Origin of the sequence: Rhodococcus sp. 4CII (genome assembly GCF_014256275.1) — a bacterium.
In the GTDB taxonomy this organism is placed as follows: domain Bacteria; phylum Actinomycetota; class Actinomycetes; order Mycobacteriales; family Mycobacteriaceae; genus Rhodococcus_F; species Rhodococcus_F wratislaviensis_A.
In genome coordinates this window covers 6,236,487-6,253,202 of sequence record NZ_JACCFE010000002.1, presented here as the reverse complement: position 1 = coordinate 6,253,202, position 16,716 = coordinate 6,236,487, and the positions used below count along the sequence as shown (strand labels likewise).

General features: G+C 67.1%; 17 protein-coding genes and 2 tRNA genes. 6 read left to right on the top strand and 13 right to left on the bottom strand.

Annotated features, from left to right (window positions below):
- Positions 1-4: 4 nt before the first annotated feature.
- The 6 genes from aroQ to H0B43_RS29705 form a co-directional block, all read right to left on the bottom strand.
- The gene (aroQ, locus tag H0B43_RS29730) at positions 5-445 is read right to left on the bottom strand and encodes a type II 3-dehydroquinate dehydratase (protein ID WP_185724665.1); all 441 of its coding nucleotides are present in this window, start codon (positions 443-445) and stop codon (positions 5-7) included.
- Between the two features lie 68 nt (positions 446-513).
- Positions 514-1,794, bottom strand: a complete 1,281-nt coding sequence (clpX, locus tag H0B43_RS29725; RefSeq protein WP_005248181.1) for an ATP-dependent Clp protease ATP-binding subunit ClpX — start codon at positions 1,792-1,794, stop codon at positions 514-516.
- 239 nt (positions 1,795-2,033) lie between these two features.
- The gene (locus H0B43_RS29720) at positions 2,034-2,696 is read right to left on the bottom strand and encodes an ATP-dependent Clp protease proteolytic subunit (protein WP_185724666.1); all 663 of its coding nucleotides are present in this window, start codon (positions 2,694-2,696) and stop codon (positions 2,034-2,036) included.
- Positions 2,697-2,744: 48 nt separating this feature from the next.
- A complete protein-coding gene (locus tag H0B43_RS29715) occupies positions 2,745-3,332 on the bottom strand; it encodes an ATP-dependent Clp protease proteolytic subunit (RefSeq protein ID WP_185724667.1) in 588 nt (195 codons plus the stop codon).
- Between the two features lie 184 nt (positions 3,333-3,516).
- Positions 3,517-4,911 (bottom strand): trigger factor, encoded by a 1,395-nt coding sequence (gene tig / locus H0B43_RS29710; RefSeq protein WP_185724668.1) that lies wholly within the window; start codon positions 4,909-4,911, stop codon positions 3,517-3,519.
- A 62-nt stretch (positions 4,912-4,973) separates the two neighbouring features.
- A tRNA-Pro gene (locus tag H0B43_RS29705) sits at positions 4,974-5,050 on the bottom strand.
- Between the two features lie 139 nt (positions 5,051-5,189).
- Here H0B43_RS29705 and H0B43_RS29700 point away from each other — a divergent pair.
- Both H0B43_RS29700 and H0B43_RS29695 read left to right on the top strand, forming a co-directional pair.
- A tRNA-Gly gene (locus tag H0B43_RS29700) sits at positions 5,190-5,263 on the top strand.
- Between the two features lie 229 nt (positions 5,264-5,492).
- A complete protein-coding gene (locus H0B43_RS29695) occupies positions 5,493-6,287 on the top strand; it encodes a DUF1542 domain-containing protein (RefSeq protein ID WP_185724669.1) in 795 nt (264 codons plus the stop codon).
- A 7-nt stretch (positions 6,288-6,294) separates the two neighbouring features.
- Here the strand turns inward: H0B43_RS29695 and H0B43_RS29690 are convergent, their stop codons facing one another.
- Both H0B43_RS29690 and H0B43_RS29685 read right to left on the bottom strand, forming a co-directional pair.
- Entirely contained in the window at positions 6,295-7,092 is a 798-nt protein-coding gene (locus H0B43_RS29690) for an Fpg/Nei family DNA glycosylase (RefSeq protein ID WP_185724670.1), read from the bottom strand.
- Positions 7,093-7,098: 6 nt separating this feature from the next.
- Positions 7,099-7,572 (bottom strand): ribose-5-phosphate isomerase, encoded by a 474-nt coding sequence (locus H0B43_RS29685; protein ID WP_005248193.1) that lies wholly within the window; start codon positions 7,570-7,572, stop codon positions 7,099-7,101.
- A gap of 67 nt (positions 7,573-7,639) precedes the next feature.
- Here H0B43_RS29685 and H0B43_RS29680 point away from each other — a divergent pair, with 67 nt between their 5' ends.
- Complete coding sequence (locus tag H0B43_RS29680; protein WP_213015276.1) at positions 7,640-8,614, top strand: M48 family metallopeptidase; 975 nt, start codon at positions 7,640-7,642, stop codon at positions 8,612-8,614.
- A gap of 18 nt (positions 8,615-8,632) precedes the next feature.
- Here H0B43_RS29680 and H0B43_RS29675 read toward each other — a convergent pair whose 3' ends face one another.
- Entirely contained in the window at positions 8,633-9,262 is a 630-nt protein-coding gene (locus H0B43_RS29675) for a DsbA family protein (protein WP_185724672.1), read from the bottom strand.
- A 126-nt stretch (positions 9,263-9,388) separates the two neighbouring features.
- Here H0B43_RS29675 and H0B43_RS29670 point away from each other — a divergent pair, with 126 nt between their 5' ends.
- Both H0B43_RS29670 and pepN read left to right on the top strand, forming a co-directional pair.
- Positions 9,389-10,624, top strand: coding sequence for an NAD(P)/FAD-dependent oxidoreductase (locus H0B43_RS29670; protein ID WP_185724673.1), 1,236 nt, complete (start codon positions 9,389-9,391; stop codon positions 10,622-10,624).
- A gap of 72 nt (positions 10,625-10,696) precedes the next feature.
- Complete coding sequence (gene pepN / locus H0B43_RS29665; RefSeq protein ID WP_185724674.1) at positions 10,697-13,276, top strand: aminopeptidase N; 2,580 nt, start codon at positions 10,697-10,699, stop codon at positions 13,274-13,276.
- Between the two features lie 21 nt (positions 13,277-13,297).
- Here pepN and dinB read toward each other — a convergent pair whose 3' ends face one another.
- The 4 genes from dinB to H0B43_RS29645 all read right to left on the bottom strand — a co-directional run bounded on the left by dinB (position 13,298) and on the right by H0B43_RS29645 (position 16,120).
- Positions 13,298-14,524, bottom strand: coding sequence for a DNA polymerase IV (dinB, locus tag H0B43_RS29660; RefSeq protein WP_185724675.1), 1,227 nt, complete (start codon positions 14,522-14,524; stop codon positions 13,298-13,300).
- Positions 14,525-14,646: 122 nt separating this feature from the next.
- Complete coding sequence (locus tag H0B43_RS29655; RefSeq protein WP_185724676.1) at positions 14,647-15,126, bottom strand: DUF5130 family protein; 480 nt, start codon at positions 15,124-15,126, stop codon at positions 14,647-14,649.
- Positions 15,113-15,373 (bottom strand): hypothetical protein, encoded by a 261-nt coding sequence (locus H0B43_RS41875; protein WP_073360330.1) that lies wholly within the window; start codon positions 15,371-15,373, stop codon positions 15,113-15,115. Before H0B43_RS41875 ends, H0B43_RS29655 begins: the two co-directional genes overlap by 14 nt.
- 75 nt (positions 15,374-15,448) lie before the next feature.
- Positions 15,449-16,120 (bottom strand): HNH endonuclease, encoded by a 672-nt coding sequence (locus H0B43_RS29645; protein WP_185724677.1) that lies wholly within the window; start codon positions 16,118-16,120, stop codon positions 15,449-15,451.
- Between the two features lie 140 nt (positions 16,121-16,260).
- Here H0B43_RS29645 and H0B43_RS29640 point away from each other — a divergent pair, with 140 nt between their 5' ends.
- A complete protein-coding gene (locus H0B43_RS29640; RefSeq protein ID WP_213015273.1) occupies positions 16,261-16,656 on the top strand; it encodes a globin in 396 nt (131 codons plus the stop codon).
- The last annotated feature ends 60 nt before the right edge of the window (positions 16,657-16,716 follow it).

Below are 16,716 nucleotides of genomic sequence, written 5' to 3'. Positions count from 1 at the left end.
GCCGTCAGCCCTTGGTGCAGATGAAGTCGACGGCCAGCGCATAGCCGAGGATGCCGAGACCGGCGATCACACCGGTCGCGACTCCGGACACGTAGGAGTGGTGCCGGAACTCCTCACGGGCGTGCACGTTGCTGATGTGCACCTCGACGAGGGGCACCTCGAGCGTCACGAGGGCGTCGCGCAACGCCACCGACGTGTGCGTGAAGCCGCCGGGGTTGATCACGACGCCCGACGCCGTGGTCCGGGCCTCGTGCACCCAGTCGATCAGATGGCCCTCGTGATTGGACTGCCGCGCGACGATCTCACGTCCCGCCTTCGCTGCGGCGGCACGGCAAAGCTCCACGACGTCGTCGAGCGTCTCCCGTCCGTACACCTCGGGCTGCCGTTGACCCAGCAGGTTCAGGTTGGGGCCGTTGAGAACAAAGATCGGTCCGGGAGCGGTCATCGCGCGCATTACCTCCATTTGTACGAACTAGTGAGTTAGTTCGCACCCAGGATACAGCGCGCCCCCGACTAGGCGGACTTGTCTCTGCGTTCTCCCCGCTCCGGCTTCCTCGGAACGATGGTCGGGAGCACGTTGTCGTTGACCGTTTCGGCGCTGACCACGACCTTCTCGACATCGTCACGACTCGGGATGTCGTACATGACCGGAAGGAGGACTTCTTCCATGATCGCGCGAAGTCCACGAGCACCGGTGCCGCGGAGGATCGCCTGATCGGCGATGGCCTCGAGCGCGTCGGTGGTGAACTCCAACTCCACGCCGTCCATGTCGAACAGCCGGTTGTATTGCTTGACCAGCGCGTTCTTCGGCTCGGACAGAATCTGGACCAGCGATTCCTTGTCGAGGTTGGTCACCGACGCCACGACCGGGAGACGACCGATGAACTCGGGAATGAGCCCGAACTTGATCAGGTCTTCCGGCATGACCTCCGCGAAGTGGTCCTGCGTGTCGATCTCCGCCTTGGACCGCACCTCGGCACCGAAACCGATGCCGCGCTTGCCCACCCGATCGGACACGATTCGCTCGAGACCGGCGAACGCGCCCGCCACGATGAACAGGACGTTCGTGGTGTCGATCTGGATGAACTCCTGGTGCGGGTGCTTGCGACCACCCTGCGGCGGCACGCTGGCCTGGGTGCCCTCGAGGATCTTCAGCAGCGCCTGCTGCACACCCTCACCGGACACGTCACGCGTGATCGACGGGTTCTCGCTCTTGCGAGCGATCTTGTCGACCTCGTCGATGTAGATGATGCCGGTCTCGGCGCGCTTGACGTCGTAGTCCGCGGCCTGGATGAGTTTGAGGAGGATGTTCTCGACGTCCTCACCGACGTAACCGGCCTCGGTGAGCGCCGTCGCGTCGGCGATCGCGAACGGAACGTTGAGCATCTTCGCGAGCGTCTGGGCAAGGTAGGTCTTGCCGCAGCCCGTGGGACCGAGCATCAGGATGTTCGACTTCGCCAGCTCGACCGTTTCGCCCCGCGCGTCACGGCCCTTGTCACCGGCCTGAATGCGCTTGTAATGGTTGTAGACCGCAACGGCGAGAGTTCGCTTGGCGGCGTCCTGGCCGATCACGTAGTTCTCGAGGAAATCCCGGATCTCGGCCGGCTTCGGCAGCTCGTCGAGCTTCACCTCGCTGGACTCTGCCAGCTCCTCTTCGATGATCTCGTTGCACAGGTCGATGCACTCGTCGCAGATGTACACCCCAGGCCCAGCAATGAGCTTCTTGACCTGCTTCTGGCTCTTACCGCAGAAAGAGCACTTGAGCAGATCCCCGCCGTCACCGATGCGTGCCATCTCGTCAGGTCCCTACTTCCTTCGTCTACGTGCAACCATCGAACCGATCCCACGCCCTACGCGCACCGATCGAAAACGAAAGCCCGTTATGTGACCGTACCCGCAGATCGCGAGCGAGGTCGACTGGTTGTCGGTGATTCGCTCACCGAACTTCGGGAACGCCAGCCTTGCCGATCCCGCACCCGGCTCGCGGCAACTGCGCCGTCACGGCGTGTCGCCCGAGCCGGGGCGGCAGGAAATCACTTCTGGGCGCTGAGTTTGCGGTACTCGAGCACGTCGTCGATGATTCCGTAATCCTTGGCCTCCGCGGCCGTGAGGATCTTGTCGCGATCGGTGTCCTTGCGGATCACGTCGGCGTCCTTGCCGGTGTGCTTCGCGAGGGTCGTCTCCATCAGGCGACGCATCCGCTCGATCTCGGCGGCCTGGATCTCGAGGTCGGAGACCTGACCCTGGATGCCGCCGGTGGCCGGCTGGTGGATGAGGACACGAGCGTTCGGCAGGGCGAGACGCTTGCCGGGGCTACCGGCCGCGAGCAGCACCGCGGCGGCCGAGGCCGCCTGGCCGAGGCACACCGTCGTGATGTCGGCGCGCACGTACTGCATGGTGTCGTAGATCGCCATCAGGGAGGTGAAGGAACCACCCGGCGAGTTGATGTACATGGTGATGTCGCGGTCGGGGTCGAGCGACTCGAGGACGAGCAGCTGAGCCATCACGTCGTTGGCCGATGCGTCGTCCACCTGCACGCCGAGGAAGATGATGCGCTCCTCGAACAGCTTGTTGTACGGGTTGGACTCCTTGACGCCGTAGCTCGAGTGCTCGATGAACGACGGCAGGATGTAGCGCGACTGGGGGCCTGCAGGCGCCTGGCCTCCCAGGCTGCGGGGATCGAACAGGTTGGACATCAGTTCTCCAAAGGATGAGTGGGAGCGGTCAGTGAGGAAGCCGGGCTGCTACTGCCCGGTCCCGCCCGCCTGCGCCGCGCGGGAGACGACGTGGTCGACGAAACCGTATTCGAGAGCCTGCTGTGCGGTGAACCAGCGGTCGCGGTCGGAATCGGCGGTGATCTGCTCGACCGTCTGACCGGTGTGCTCGGCGATCAGCTCGGCCATTTCGCGCTTGGTGTGCGCGAACTGCTCGGCCATGATCGCGATGTCACTGGCGGTACCACCGATTCCGGCGGACGGCTGGTGCATCATGATTCGCGCGTGCGGCAGGGCGTACCGCTTGCCCTTGGTCCCGGCGGAGAGCAGGAACTGGCCCATCGAGGCTGCCAGGCCCATTCCGAACGTCGCGACGTCGCACTCGGCGAACTGCATCGTGTCGAAGATCGCCATCCCGGCGCTGACCGAACCGCCGGGCGAGTTGATGTAGAGGGAGATGTCCCGGCTGGGATCCTCTGCCGACAGCAGCAGGATCTGAGCGCACAGCTTGTTCGCGATGTCGTCGTCGACCTGGGTACCGAGGAAGATGATGCGCTCGCGCAGCAGGCGCTCGTACACCGAATCGCTGAGGTTCAACCCAGCGGTGGCTGAAGTCATGGCGGGACTCTGCAAAGTCTCCAGGTGATTGGAAGTCACGGTACCTGCCTTCTCCGTAAATCGTTGATTGCTGACACAGACACTAACGAAGTAGGGCGGCACCGGAGTCCCGGTGCCGCCCTACTTCGCTCAAAGCGGAAAACATCTCACAGCCGAACGCGAGGAAAACACCCCGCGACCAGCATTACTTCTGGTCTTCGCCCTCGGCGGAATCCGACGCGACCTCGTCTGTGGACGCGGCCTCTTCGGTCTCGGCCTCACCGTTGCCGAACAGCTCGGCGGTGTCGACCGAGGCACCCGAGGTGTCGGTGACGGTGGCCTGCTCCACGACACCGGCGAGAGCCTTGCCGCGACGCACGTCCGCGAAGACGGCGCCGAGCTGACCGGCCTGCTGGATCTGCTGGATGAACTGCTCCGGCGCCATGCCGTAGCGCTGCGCCTGGAACAGGATGCGCTCGGTGAGCTCGTCCTGCCCGACGGTGACGTCGGAGGCGTCGGCGATGGCGTCCAGCAGCAGCTGGGTCTTCACCGAGCGCTCGGCGCTCTCCTTGGCGTCCTTGTCGAACTCGTCACGGCTCGTACCCTGCTCCTCGAGCAGCTTGTTCAGCGCTTCCTCGTCGTGGTCGAGGCCGTGCACGGCGTCGTGCAGCGCAGCGTCCACCTCGGCCTTGACGACGGCCTCGGGCAGCGGGACCTCGACGGTCTCGAGCAGGGTCTCGAGGACCTTGTCGCGAATCTGACCGGCCTGCTCGACCTTGCGGACGCGTCCGACGCGCTCACGCAGGTCGGCCTTCAGCTCGTCCAGGGTGTCGAACTCACTGGCCAGCTGTGCGAACTCGTCGTCCTCGGCAGGCAGCTCGCGCTCCTTGACGGTGCCGACGGTGACGGTGACGACCGCTTCCTTGCCCGCGTGGTCACCGGCGACGAGCGTCGAGGTGAACTCCTTGGACTCGCCGGCCTTGACGCCGAGGACGGCCTCGTCGAGACCCTCGATGAGCTGGCCCGAACCGACCTCGTGCGACAGACCGCTCGCGGTGGCCTCGGGGACTGCCTCACCGTCGACGGTGGCCGACAGATCGATGGAGATGAAGTCTCCGTCCTCGACCGCACGCTCGACACCGGTGAGGGTGCCGAACCGCTGACGCAGCGACAGGAGCTGCTCCTCGACGGCCTCGTCGGTGATCTCGATCGGATCGACCGTGACACTCAGTTCGCTGTAGTCGGGCAGCGTGATCTCGGGGCGGACGTCGACCTCGGCGGTGAACTCCAGGAGCTCGCCGTCCTCGATCTTCGTGATCTCGATCTCGGGCTGTCCGATCGCCTTCACCGAGGCGCTGGTGACGGCCTCGGAGTAGCGGGACGGGAGTGCGTCGTTGACGACCTGCTCCAGGACGGCGCCACGACCGACACGAGCTTCGAGCAACTTGGCCGGTGCCTTGCCCGGACGGAAGCCGGGGAGACGGATCTGTTGCGCGAGGGCCTTGTAGGCCTTGTCGAAATCAGGCTTGAGCTCCTCGAAGGGCACCTCAACGTTGATACGGACTCGCGTCGGGCTGAGCTGCTCGACGGTGCTCTTCACGGACTGGCTCCTTCGTGTGGTCGTGCTCTTCTACTGTGCGGCAGTTGCCTGCCCTGTGGTTCTGGTCGGGGTGACAGGATTTGAACCTGCGACCCTCCGCTCCCAAAGCGGATGCGCTACCAAGCTGCGCTACACCCCGGTCGAAGCCGGCTCTCGCCAACCTCGCGAGGACCCGAGGAAGAATCCTACGGCCCCCCGATTATGAAATCCAAAGCGAGGTTGGGTACAGTCTGACATCGCAGACGACATGCATGGCGATCCCAGGTAGTCGTATGCACGGGGATGTAGCTCAATGGTAGAGCCTCAGTCTTCCAAACTGATTACGCGGGTTCGATTCCCGTCATCCCCTCCACACAGGAGCGTTCCCACCCCGGGGAACGCTCCTTTTTTTCGTTCCCCGGCCACCAGGCGCACCCCAGGTGTTATGACATGCGTCACAGTCGTGGCAGACTTCCCTCGCACCGCTCCCGGCGCTCGCCCCTCCCCCGTTCGCCGAACGCGTAACCCGGATTTCGATCAGTACTCTGGGAGATGTCCGATTTGTCCCCTACTCGTGGCTGTCGCAGTCACTGGAGGCCACCGTGGAACTGCTACTCATTCTCGTGATCGTGGCGGCGGTCGCCTTCCTGGTGGTGAAGAGCCGCAGCAACCGCGCCGGGCACACCGCGAACCAACTCGAGGACGCGAAGGCGGACGCACGACAGGCGATCGAACGACTCGGCGGGCAGGTGTACAGCCTCACCGGGTCCGACACCGCCTCCCAGCAGGCCCTCGCCGACGCGTCCGAGCGCTACACCGCGGCAGGCTCCCAGATCGATCAGGCGGCGACCCCGGTCCAGGCGCGACTCGCCAAGCAGACAGCACTCGAGGGTCTCTACTACATCCGCGCCGCCCGGACTGCGATGGGCATGGACCCCGGCCCGGACATTCCGACGATCGACGGTCAGAAGTCCGCGGGCGAGGTCACCGAGGACCGCGAGGTCGAGTTCGAGGGGCGGCAGGTGGCGGCCTCCCCGAGCCCGTCCTCGAGGACACCGAACTACTACCCGGGTGGCCGCGTCGCGGGACGCCCGGTTCCTGCCGGCTGGTACTCCGAACCGTGGTGGAAACCGGCTCTCGTGGCCGGCGCGTGGGGCCTCGGTTCGATGTTCCTGTTCTCGGCGATGTTCTCCGGAATGGCAGGTGTGCCGTACGACGCACAGGGCTTCGAGAGCGGTGCGGGTGACGCGGCACAGGACACCGGCGGAGACGGTGGCGATACCGGTGGAGATGCCGGCAGCGACATGGGCGGGGACGGCGGCGGCGACGGCGGCGGATTCGACTTCGGCGGCGGCGACGGCGGCGGATTCGACTTCGGCGGCGGCTTCGACTTCTAGCGGACCGTCAGGCGGGCTGGCAGCCCGGGCACCAGAACAGGTTGCGGCCCTTCATGACCGAATGAGCGATCGGGGTGCCGCAGACCCGGCACGGTGACCCGGCCCGCCGATAGACGTAGGTCCTGGGACGGTCCTTCGCGTACGAGGGATCGCCGTGGTCGTCCTCGGGACGGACCACGTGCATCTTGCCGCGGCGTACCCCGACCTTCATCAGCGCGACGAGGTCGGCCCACAGCGCGTCCCACTCGGCGCGCGACACCGACCGGCCGGGCCGATCGGGGTTGATCCCGTGCCGGAACAAGACCTCCGCCCGGTACACGTTTCCGATGCCCGCGATCACGGCCTGATCCATCAGCAGTGCCCCGATCGGGGTCTTCGACGCCGAGATGCGTTTCCACGCCGTGTCGGGGTCGGCATCCTTCCGCAGCGGGTCCGGCCCGAGGCGGGCCTCGATGGCCGCGACCTGCGGCGGATGGAGAACCTCGCAGGCCGTCGGGCCGCGCAGGTCGGTGCCGAATTCGGCGCCGACCATCCGCATCCGGACCTGTCCGACCGGCGGTTCCATCGGAACCGCCGATTCGGTGAACGCTCCGTACAAGCCCAGATGGACGTGCACCACGAGCCCGGATTCGTAGTGGTGCCACAGGTGCTTACCCCAGGCCTCGGACCTGATCAGGACGCGGCCGTCGACGAGAGCCGCGTCCTCGGCGAATCTGCCCTGCGGACTCAGCACCCGCACCGGCGCACCAGCGAACCGGCGTTGGTGTAGCCGGGCCAGCCGGTGCAGGGTGTGACCTTCGGGCAAGGGCGATCAGGCCTCGGGCAGGGCCGGGGCGACGCCGGTCTTCTCGAACTCGGACAGGATGTCGATGCGACGCTGGTGGCGCTCCTCGTTCGACCACTCGGCGGCGAGGAAGGCGTCGACGATCGCGAGGGACTCCTCGAGGGAGTGCATGCGACCGCCGAGCCCGATGAGCTGAGCGTTGTTGTGCTGCCGGGCGAGCTGCGCGGTCTCGACGCTCCACGCCAGGGCACATCGCGCGCCCTTCACCTTGTTCGCTGCGATCTGCTCGCCGTTGCCGCTGCCGCCGAGGACGATGCCGAGGCTGCCCTCGTCGGCGACGACACGGCGTGCCGTCTCGATGCAGAAGGCCGGGTAGTCGTCGAGGGCGTCGTAGACGTGAGCACCGCAGTCGACGGTCTCGTGGCCTGCGGCCTTCAGGTGTTCGATGATCTCGTTCTTACGTTCGAATCCGGCATGGTCGGCACCCAGGTATACGCGCATGACTGGTGATTCTGTCAGGCGTCGTCGCGAATCGTGTCAGGGGCCCGGGACGCCTATCGTGATCAGCATGTATCCCGACAACGGACAGAACTGGGGACAGGCGTATCCGGGACATCGGCCGGCTCCGGCGAACCCGCAGTGGGTCGGCGGGACGGGGTGGAATCCGCCGGCCCCGCTGCCGGGCCTCCTGCCGCACGACCGGCCCGCCCGGCACACGTGGGAGATCCCGCTGCTCGTGGCCGCGATCGTTCTCACCGTCGTCGCCTACGTCGCGGCGATCACGGCTCTGTTTCTCGGCGTCGTGTCCACCTGGGTGCTCGTCGTCCTGGTCGCGCCGATCCTGATCGCCATCGGGCGCGGCCAGCTCTACGGCTCGCAGCAGGTGAACGGGATCAAGATGACGCCCACCCAGTTCCCCGACGGATACCGGATGGTGGCGGAAGCGGCCGCGCGGTTCAGGATGACCGAACCGCCCGACGCCTACGTCGTGCTCGGCAACGGCCGGATCAACGCATTCGCGTCCGGACACGGATTCCGCCGCTTCGTCGTCGTGTACAGCGACCTGTTCGAGATCGGCGGCGACGCCCGCGAACCCGACGCGCTCGCCTTCATCATCGGCCACGAAGTCGGTCACATCGCGGCCGGTCACGCCTCCTACTGGCGGCAACTCGGGCAGTTCGCCGCCAACTACATTCCGGTGATCGGGTCGGCCTTGTTCCGTTCCATGGAATACACCGCCGACAATCACGGCTTCTGCGTGCGGCCACAGGGCGCGCGCGGGGCGATGGGCGTTCTCGGCGCCGGCAAGTATCTCGTGAGCATCGTCGGATTCGACGAACTCGCCGACCGGGCCACCACCGAACGGGGCTTCTTCCCCTGGTTCGTCAATTTGCTGTCGGGTCATCCGGTGCTCACGTGGCGCGCCGCGGCCCTGCGCAACCGGACCCGGCACGGTCATCTGTTCGTCAAACCCGGCCAGATCTACCGCGATCCGCAGCTGGTGCAGTACGCGGCCGATCCGGCCGGGCCCTTCGTCCGATGACCCGGAAGGGATCGAGGCTCAATCGAACTGGGGATCCTCGGTCCGGGTGCGCTTGAGCTCGAAGAAGTGCGGGTAGCCGGCCAGCGCGACGGCGCCGTCCCATACCTTTCCTGCGTCCTCGCCCCGCGGAATCCGCGACAGCACGGGTCCGAAGAACGCGACACCGTTGACGTGGATCGTCGGGGTTCCGACGTCCGGCCCGACGGCGTCCATCCCCGCGGCGTGGCTCTCCCGCAGCGCGGCGTCGTAGTCCTCCGAATCGGCGGCGTCGGCCAGTTCGGCCGGCAGTCCGACCTCGGCGAGCGCCTTGACGATCACGTCGGCGAAGTCTTTGTTGCCCTCATTGTGGATGAGCGTGCCCATCGCGGTGTAGAGCGGCGACAGGATCTCGTCGCCGTGCTTCTGCGCGGCCGCGATCAGCACCCGCACCGGCCCCCAGGCCTTGGACATGAGGTCGCGGTAGTCGTCCGGCAGATCCCGGCCCTCGTTGAGGACGGCCAGGCTCATCACGTGGAAATTCGCGTCGAGGTCCCGCACCTGCGTGGCCTCGAGAATCCACCGCGACGTGATCCAGCACCACGGGCACAGCGGGTCGAACCAGAAGTCGGCGGTGTCCTTGGCGGTCCCAGGCTTCGTCCCAGCAGTCACTTCATCGCTCCTTGTCGGTGATTACACAATCCCGTTCAGTCAACACCGCCCCGTCGGGAATCCTTCCCGGAGACCCCGCGCACGGCAGTAGGGTCGGAGTGGTCGACCGGAAGGGAGCATCCCCACATGTCCTCCACTCGCACGTTCGTTGTCGTCGGCGGTGGCCTCGCCGGCGCGAAGACCGCAGAAGCATTGCGTGACAAGGATTTCGACGGATCCATCATCCTCCTGTCGGAGGAGGAGCATCTCCCCTACGAGCGACCTCCGCTCTCGAAGGAGCACTTCGCGGGCAAGAAGGCTCTCGGCGACTTCACCGTGCACCACGGCGACTGGTACCGCGACCATCACGTGGACCTGCGGCTCGGGACCACCGCCACCGCCCTCGACCTCGCCGCCCACACCGTGACGCTGCCGGACGGTTCTCCGCTGGGGTACGACAAGCTGGCACTCGCCACGGGTTCTCGCTCACGCCGGCCACCGATCACCGGATCCGACGCCGCGGGCGTCCACTACCTTCGCACCGTCGACGAATCGGATCGGCTGATCGATGCGGTCTCGGACGGCGGGCGGCTCGTGGTGATCGGCGCGGGCTGGATCGGCCTCGAGGTGGGGGCCTCGGCGCGGCAGAAGGGCGCCGACGTGACGATCGTGGAGGCCGCCGAGCTTCCACTCCTCGGCTCGCTCGGCCCCGAGATGGGCGCCGTGTTCGCGGAACTGCACCGCGAACACGGCGTTCAGCTGCACCTCGGCGCCACGGTCGAGGAGATCGTCGTCGAGGACGGCACGGCCACCGGTGTGCGACTCGGCGACGGTACGGTCCTGCCCGCCGACGCCGTCCTCGTCGCGGTCGGCGCGGCACCCAACACCGAGATCGCGGAGCGGGCCGGGCTCGGCGTCGACGGCGGAGTCCTCGTCGACCCCGGACTGCAGACCAGCGACCCCGACGTCGTCGCGGTCGGCGACATCGCCGCGCAACTGCATCCGCGACTCGGCACCCGGATCCGGGTCGAGCACTGGGCGAACGCCCTCAATCAGCCGGCGGTCGCCGCCGCGACCATGCTCGGCCAGAAGGCCGAATACACCCGGCTGCCGTACTTCTTCACCGACCAGTTCGATCTGGGCATGGAGTACACGGGCTACGCCCCGGTCGACGGCTACGAGCGGGTGGTGGTGCGCGGGAACCTTCCCGGACGCGAGTTCCTCGCGTTCTGGCTCGGCGCCGACAATCACGTCCTCGCCGGGATGAACGTCAACATCTGGGACGCCACCGATCAGATCAAGCAACTGGTGTCCTCGTCTGCGCCTGTCGATCCCGACCGGCTGGCCGACTCCGGGGTGCCGTTGACCGACCTCTCCGCTTAACACCCCGGTCCCACTCGTGATGGGATGGCAGCATCGAGTACGAGCACCGCCGCCGATCACGAGGAGACCTCTGTGGCCCCACCGAACCTGACCCGCGAACAGGCAGCCGAACGAGCCCGGCTGCTGACCGTCGACAACTACCTGATCGAACTCGACCTCACCGACGGGACAGGTCAGCCCGGGGTCGAGACGTTCTCGTCTCGCACCACCGTCACGTTCGCTGCCACCCCCGGCGCGTCGACATTCGTCGACATCGTCGCGGCCCGTGTGCATTCGGCCACGCTCAACGGCTCCCCCGTCGACGTCTCGGGTTACGACGAATCCACCGGCATCACGCTCACCGACCTCGCTGAACGCAACGAACTGGTCGTCGAGGCCGACTGTGCGTACTCACACACGGGTGAGGGACTGCACCGCTTCGTCGACCCCACCGACGACGCGGTCTACCTCTACTCGCAGTTCGAGACCGCCGACGCCAAACGCATGTTCGCGTGCTTCGACCAGCCCGACCTGAAGGCGACGTTCGACGTGCACGTCACGTCCCCCGCCGACTGGAAGGTGATCTCGAACTCCGCGACCGTCGAGACGGTCAAGGCCGAACCCGGCCGGCACATCTTCCGCACCACACCGAAGATGAGCACCTATCTCGTCGCGCTCATCGCGGGCCCGTACGCGGAGTGGACCGACAACTACTCCGACGAACACGGCGACATCCCCCTCGCGATCTACTGCCGCGCCTCCCTCGGGCAGCACATGGACTCCGAGCGACTGTTCACGGAGACCAAGCAGGGCTTCGAGTTCTACCACCGCAAATTCGGCACCCCATACGCGTTCGGGAAGTACGACCAGCTGTTCGTCCCCGAATTCAATGCGGGCGCAATGGAGAACGCCGGCGCCGTCACGTTCCTCGAGGACTACGTCTTCCGGTCCAAGGTGACGCGGGCGTCGTACGAGCGACGCGCCGAGACCGTGCTGCACGAGATGGCGCACATGTGGTTCGGCGACCTGGTCACCATGCGCTGGTGGGACGACCTGTGGCTCAACGAGTCGTTCGCGACGTTCGCCTCCGTGCTCTGCCAGAGCGAGGCCACCGAGTACACCAACGCCTGGACCACGTTCGCGAACGTCGAGAAGTCGTGGGCGTACCGGCAGGATCAGTTGCCGTCCACGCACCCCATCGCCGCCGACATCCCGGACCTCGCCGCGGTGGAGGTGAACTTCGACGGCATCACGTACGCGAAGGGCGCCTCCGTCCTCAAGCAGCTCGTCGCCTACGTCGGACTGGAGCCGTTCCTGTCCGGTCTGCGGGACTACTTCCGCGACCACGCCTTCGACAACGCCACGTTCGACGACCTTCTCGGGGCGCTCGAGAAGTCGTCGGGGCGCGACCTGTCCGACTGGGGTGCGCAGTGGCTCAAGACCACCGGGCTCAACATCCTGCGCCCCGACTTCGACGTCGACGCGGACGGCACGTTCACCCGGTTCACGGTGCTGCAGGACGGCGCCGCGCCGGGTGCCGGTGAGCGACGGGTGCATCGCATCGCGGTCGGTGTGTACGACGACCGGGACGGCAAGCTGGTCCGCACCAAGCGGGTCGAACTCGACCTCGACGCCACCGAACGCACCGACGTCGCCGAACTCGTCGGTGTCCAACGCGGTCAGTTGATCCTCGTCAACGACGACGACCTCACGTACTGCTCGCTGCGGCTCGATCCCGATTCGCTCGCCACCGCCATCGACCGCATCGGCGACATCGACGAGCCACTGCCCCGCACCCTGGTGTGGTCGGCAGCCTGGGAGATGACGCGGCAGGCGGAACTCAAGGCGCGCGATTTCATTGCCCTCGTGCAGCGCGGTGTCGGCGCCGAGACCGAGGTGGGGGTGGTCCAGCGTCTGCTCATGCAGGCCCAGACCGCACTGCACAGCTACGCCGAACCGGAATGGGCCAAGGAACACGGCTGGCCCGACTTCGCGAACCGGCTCCTCGAACTGGCGCGGGAAGCCGAGGCCGGTTCGGACCATCAGTTGGCGTTCGTCAACGCGCTGGCGGGCGCGCAGCTGTCGGCGTGGCACACGGAGGTGCTGCAGGAACTGCTGGACGCCGCGCCGGACACGGTCGGGCTGCCGGGCCTCGTCGTCGACACGGACCTGCGCTGGCGTCTCGTCACCGCCCTCGCCGGCGCCGGCGAGATCGATGCCGACGGCATCGAGACGCCGTTCATCGACGCCGAAGCCGAACGTGACCCCACCGCAGCCGGCGCCCGCAACGCCGCTGCGGCGGCAACCATCCGCCCGCAGGCCGCGGTGAAGGAACAGGCGTGGAACCGGGTGGTCGGCGACGATTCGGTGCCGAACATCACGGCCCGCTCGATCATCGGCGCGTTCGCCGGCCACGGCCAGTCCGAGATCCTCGAACCGTACGTGGCCCGCTATTTCGCGGACATTCCCGCAGTGTGGGAGCGGCGTTCGAGCGAGGTCGCGCAGACGGTGGTGGTGGGGCTGTACCCGTCGTGGTCGATCAGTGAGCAGTCCGTCACGGCGGCCGACAACTTCCTGGCCGGCGACCACCCGCCGGCCCTGCGCCGCCTGGTGGTGGAGGGGCGCGCCGGAATCGTGCGCTCGCTGGCGGCCCGGAAGTTCGACGCGAGCTGATCCGTGGCCGATCCTGCCGGGCTAATCCGGCAGGATCGGCACCGTCACGCCCGGGTCCCGGCCCAGCAGCACTGCACGGGTGACGGCCGAGGAGCCGAAGCGGTCGCGGACGCTGTCGAGCGTGGTGTCGAGAGTGCTGCTCGTGTACGGATCGAACGGCAGCGCCAGCTGTTGCGGGCAGTCGTCCTCGAGGTTCGCCACCGCGATCCCTACCAGGGTGACGCCCTTGGATTCGATCATCGGCCACGCCGTGCTCAGCAGGCCCCGGGCCGTTGTGAGGATCGTCTGCGTCTGCGCCGACGGCTGCGCGAGGGTGTGCGACCGCGTGACCCGGGTGAAGTCGTCGAAACGCAGGCGGAGCACCACCGTGCGTCCCACCCGCTCGCCGCGGCGCAGCCGGCCCGCCACCCGGTCGACCAAGGTCACCAGGGCGGCGTCCACATCCTCCCGCGATTTCGGCCTCCGCCCCAGGGCGTGCTGCGCGCCGACGGATCGTCGCCTGCGTCCCACCTGCACCGGCCGCGGGTCGCGTGCCCACGCGAGAGCGTGGAGATGATGACCCGCGGCAGGCCCGACGACGGAGACGAGCAGCTCTTCCGGATAGTGGGCGAGCTGGCCGACCGTGGCGATTCCGGCGTCGCGCAGCTTGACCGACGTCACGGCCCCGACTCCCCACAGCCGTTCGACCGGCAGCGGGTGGAGGAACTCGATCTCGCGGTCCGGCGGTACGTGCAGCAGTCCGTCGGGTTTGCCCACCGCGCTCGCCACCTTGGCGAGGAACTTCGTTCTCGCGACTCCGACCGTGATCGGCAACCCCACCTGCTCGCGCACGTCGCGGCGCAGGCGGGCCGCGATGTCCACCGGGGCGCCCGCGATCTTGCGCAGCCCCGCCACGTCGAGGAACGCTTCGTCGATCGACAGACCCTCCACCAGGGGCGTCGTCCGGCCGAAGACCTCGAACACCGCCTTGCTGGCGGCCGCGTACGCCGACATCCGCGGACGCACCACGACCGCGTGCGGGCACAGGCGCAAGGCCTGCGCACCGCTGCTCGCCGTGCGCACCCCGTAGGCCTTGGCTTCGTAGCTCGCGGCCAGCACGACACCACCCCCGACGATCACCGGCACCCCGCGCAGGCTGGGATCGTCCCGCTGCTCCACCGACGCGTAGAAGGCGTCGAGGTCGGCGTGCAGGATGGTCGCGTCGGCGCCACTCGAGATGCGCGGGCGCGTGGAATCGGACACGAACATATGTTCGCATCGACCACCGACAGAAGTCGAGTACGGTTTCCACCGAAACCACCGGCGGCCCGATCCGGTTCAGCAGGACTGAACCGGATCGGGCCGCGCGGGCGCTGATCTGTGCGGGTTTCTTACGGCGAGGCGATTGCCGCGCTCATCACGCGGATGGCGCTCACGAGACCGTCGATCAGGTCTCCGTCACCGAACGACGAGACAGCCGCCGTGGCACCGAGCTGGGCGACCCGGTCGGTGACCCGGTGAGCCACGGCCCTGCCGCTGCGGATCTCGACCGTCCGCTGGTTGGGCGACACCGCGATGAGGACGGAACGCTCCGCCTCGGGAGTCGTCGGGAACAGCGCGTCCGCACCCGCCGCGGTGTCGGCGCCGAGGTCGCCGACGTACGCGTTGAAACGCACCTTCGTGGCGCGGGTGCCTTCGGTGAGGGCGTCGTCGAGGCGAACGAGCTCATCCGTCGTGAACGGCAGGTCGTCGACGAACGGCTCACCGACACGGTGCACGCCCGAGATGCGGCCACTGGCCGTCACGACACTGCCCACGGGCAGGTTCTCCGCGGATACCGCGGAGGCGGGGATCAGGTCACCACTTGCCACTTGCCGAGCCTCCAATCAGGTCTGCCGAACCGGCGTGCGCGTCGTGATGGCCGCCGTGGTGACCGTGCGTGGTCACCTCGTCGACGGCGCTCCACAGCACCGGCGCATGCGTCCATTCCTCGCCGAGGTGGAACGCGGGCGGCACGGGGCCCGGCGTCTTCTTGCCGACGAACGACATCCCCGCGAAGAAGGCGGTGATCAACGCCGGAATTCCTACGAATATCAGCACTGTCTCGAGAATGCTCACAACGCAAACGGTAGCCCAGAACCGTACGAAGGGAAGCGTCAGGGCCGAACTTCGCGAAGCGGACGCGCGGAACGCTCAGGCGGCGCCTTCACCGAGGTAGGGCATCCACGACGGGTGGAGGTCCTTGGTGGACGCGAGCAGTCGCCAGTGCGGGCCCGACGGAGGCACCAGCGACGCCCGGAGCGTCCAGCCCAGTTCGCTCAGCAACTTGTCCGCCTTGCGGTGGTTGCAGGGTGCGCAGCAGGCCACGCAGTTCTCCCACGAGTGCTCGCCGCCGCGGCTGCGGGGAACGACGTGGTCGACGGTCTCCGCCTTGGAACCGCAGTAGGCGCAGCGGAACCGGTCGCGATGCATGAGGGCTGCGCGAGTCATCGGAACGCGGGCGCGATACGGGACGCGGACGTAGTTCCGAAGGCGGATCACGGACGGTACCTGCACGGACCACTGCTCGGAGTGGACCACCGGCGCCTGCGGATCCTCGTGGACGGTATCGGCCTTGCCGCAGGTCATCAACACCACGGCGCGGCGGGCAGGAAGGGCGGTGAGCGGCTCGTAGGTGACATTCAGGAGAAGCACCCGGCGCTTGATCCAGAGCGGAACCGCATTCTCGCCCGGGAAAGAAGGCTCTGCGCTGCGCGCGGAGCCTTCCGAGATCACTTGTAAAGCAAACGCCCCTGAAACCCCGGCACCCCGGGCATCAGTGGGCACGAGTTGTCGGTGCGCGCGGGCGCTGTGTCGATTCTTCATGCGACCTCCGGGAGATTGCCACCAAGTGGACCATGAATCGACTGCTCGTGCACCTTCATTTCCGACAAAAATGCAGGCCATTCGGTGAACAGACGGTGACGGAGACCGTTCGCGCCCACACGTGCACAATGGAAGGCGCCATGACTGACGTGCAGCAGACCTTCTACGAGGCGGTGGGCGGAGCGGAGACGTTCCGCAAACTCACCGCGCGCTTCTACGAGGAAGTCGCCAAGGACGACATCGTGCGGCCCCTCTATCCGGAAGAGGACCTGGGTCCGGCCGAGCGCCGGATGCGAATGTTCCTCGAGCAGTACTGGGGTGGACCGCACACCTATTCGGACGAGCGCGGCCACCCCCGGCTCCGCCTACGCCACCAGCCGTTCACGATCGGACCGATCGAGCGGGACGCCTGGCTGCGGTGCATGCACACGGCCATCGCGTCGATCGACTCCGACACCCTCGACGACGCCCACCGCAAGGCCCTCACCGAGTACATGGACATGGCGGCGGCGTCGATGGTGAACTCGGCGTTCTGAACTGCCCCACGCCGATTCCGCCGGTCGAGTCGTGATGCGGACGATCGTTTGGCACGATGG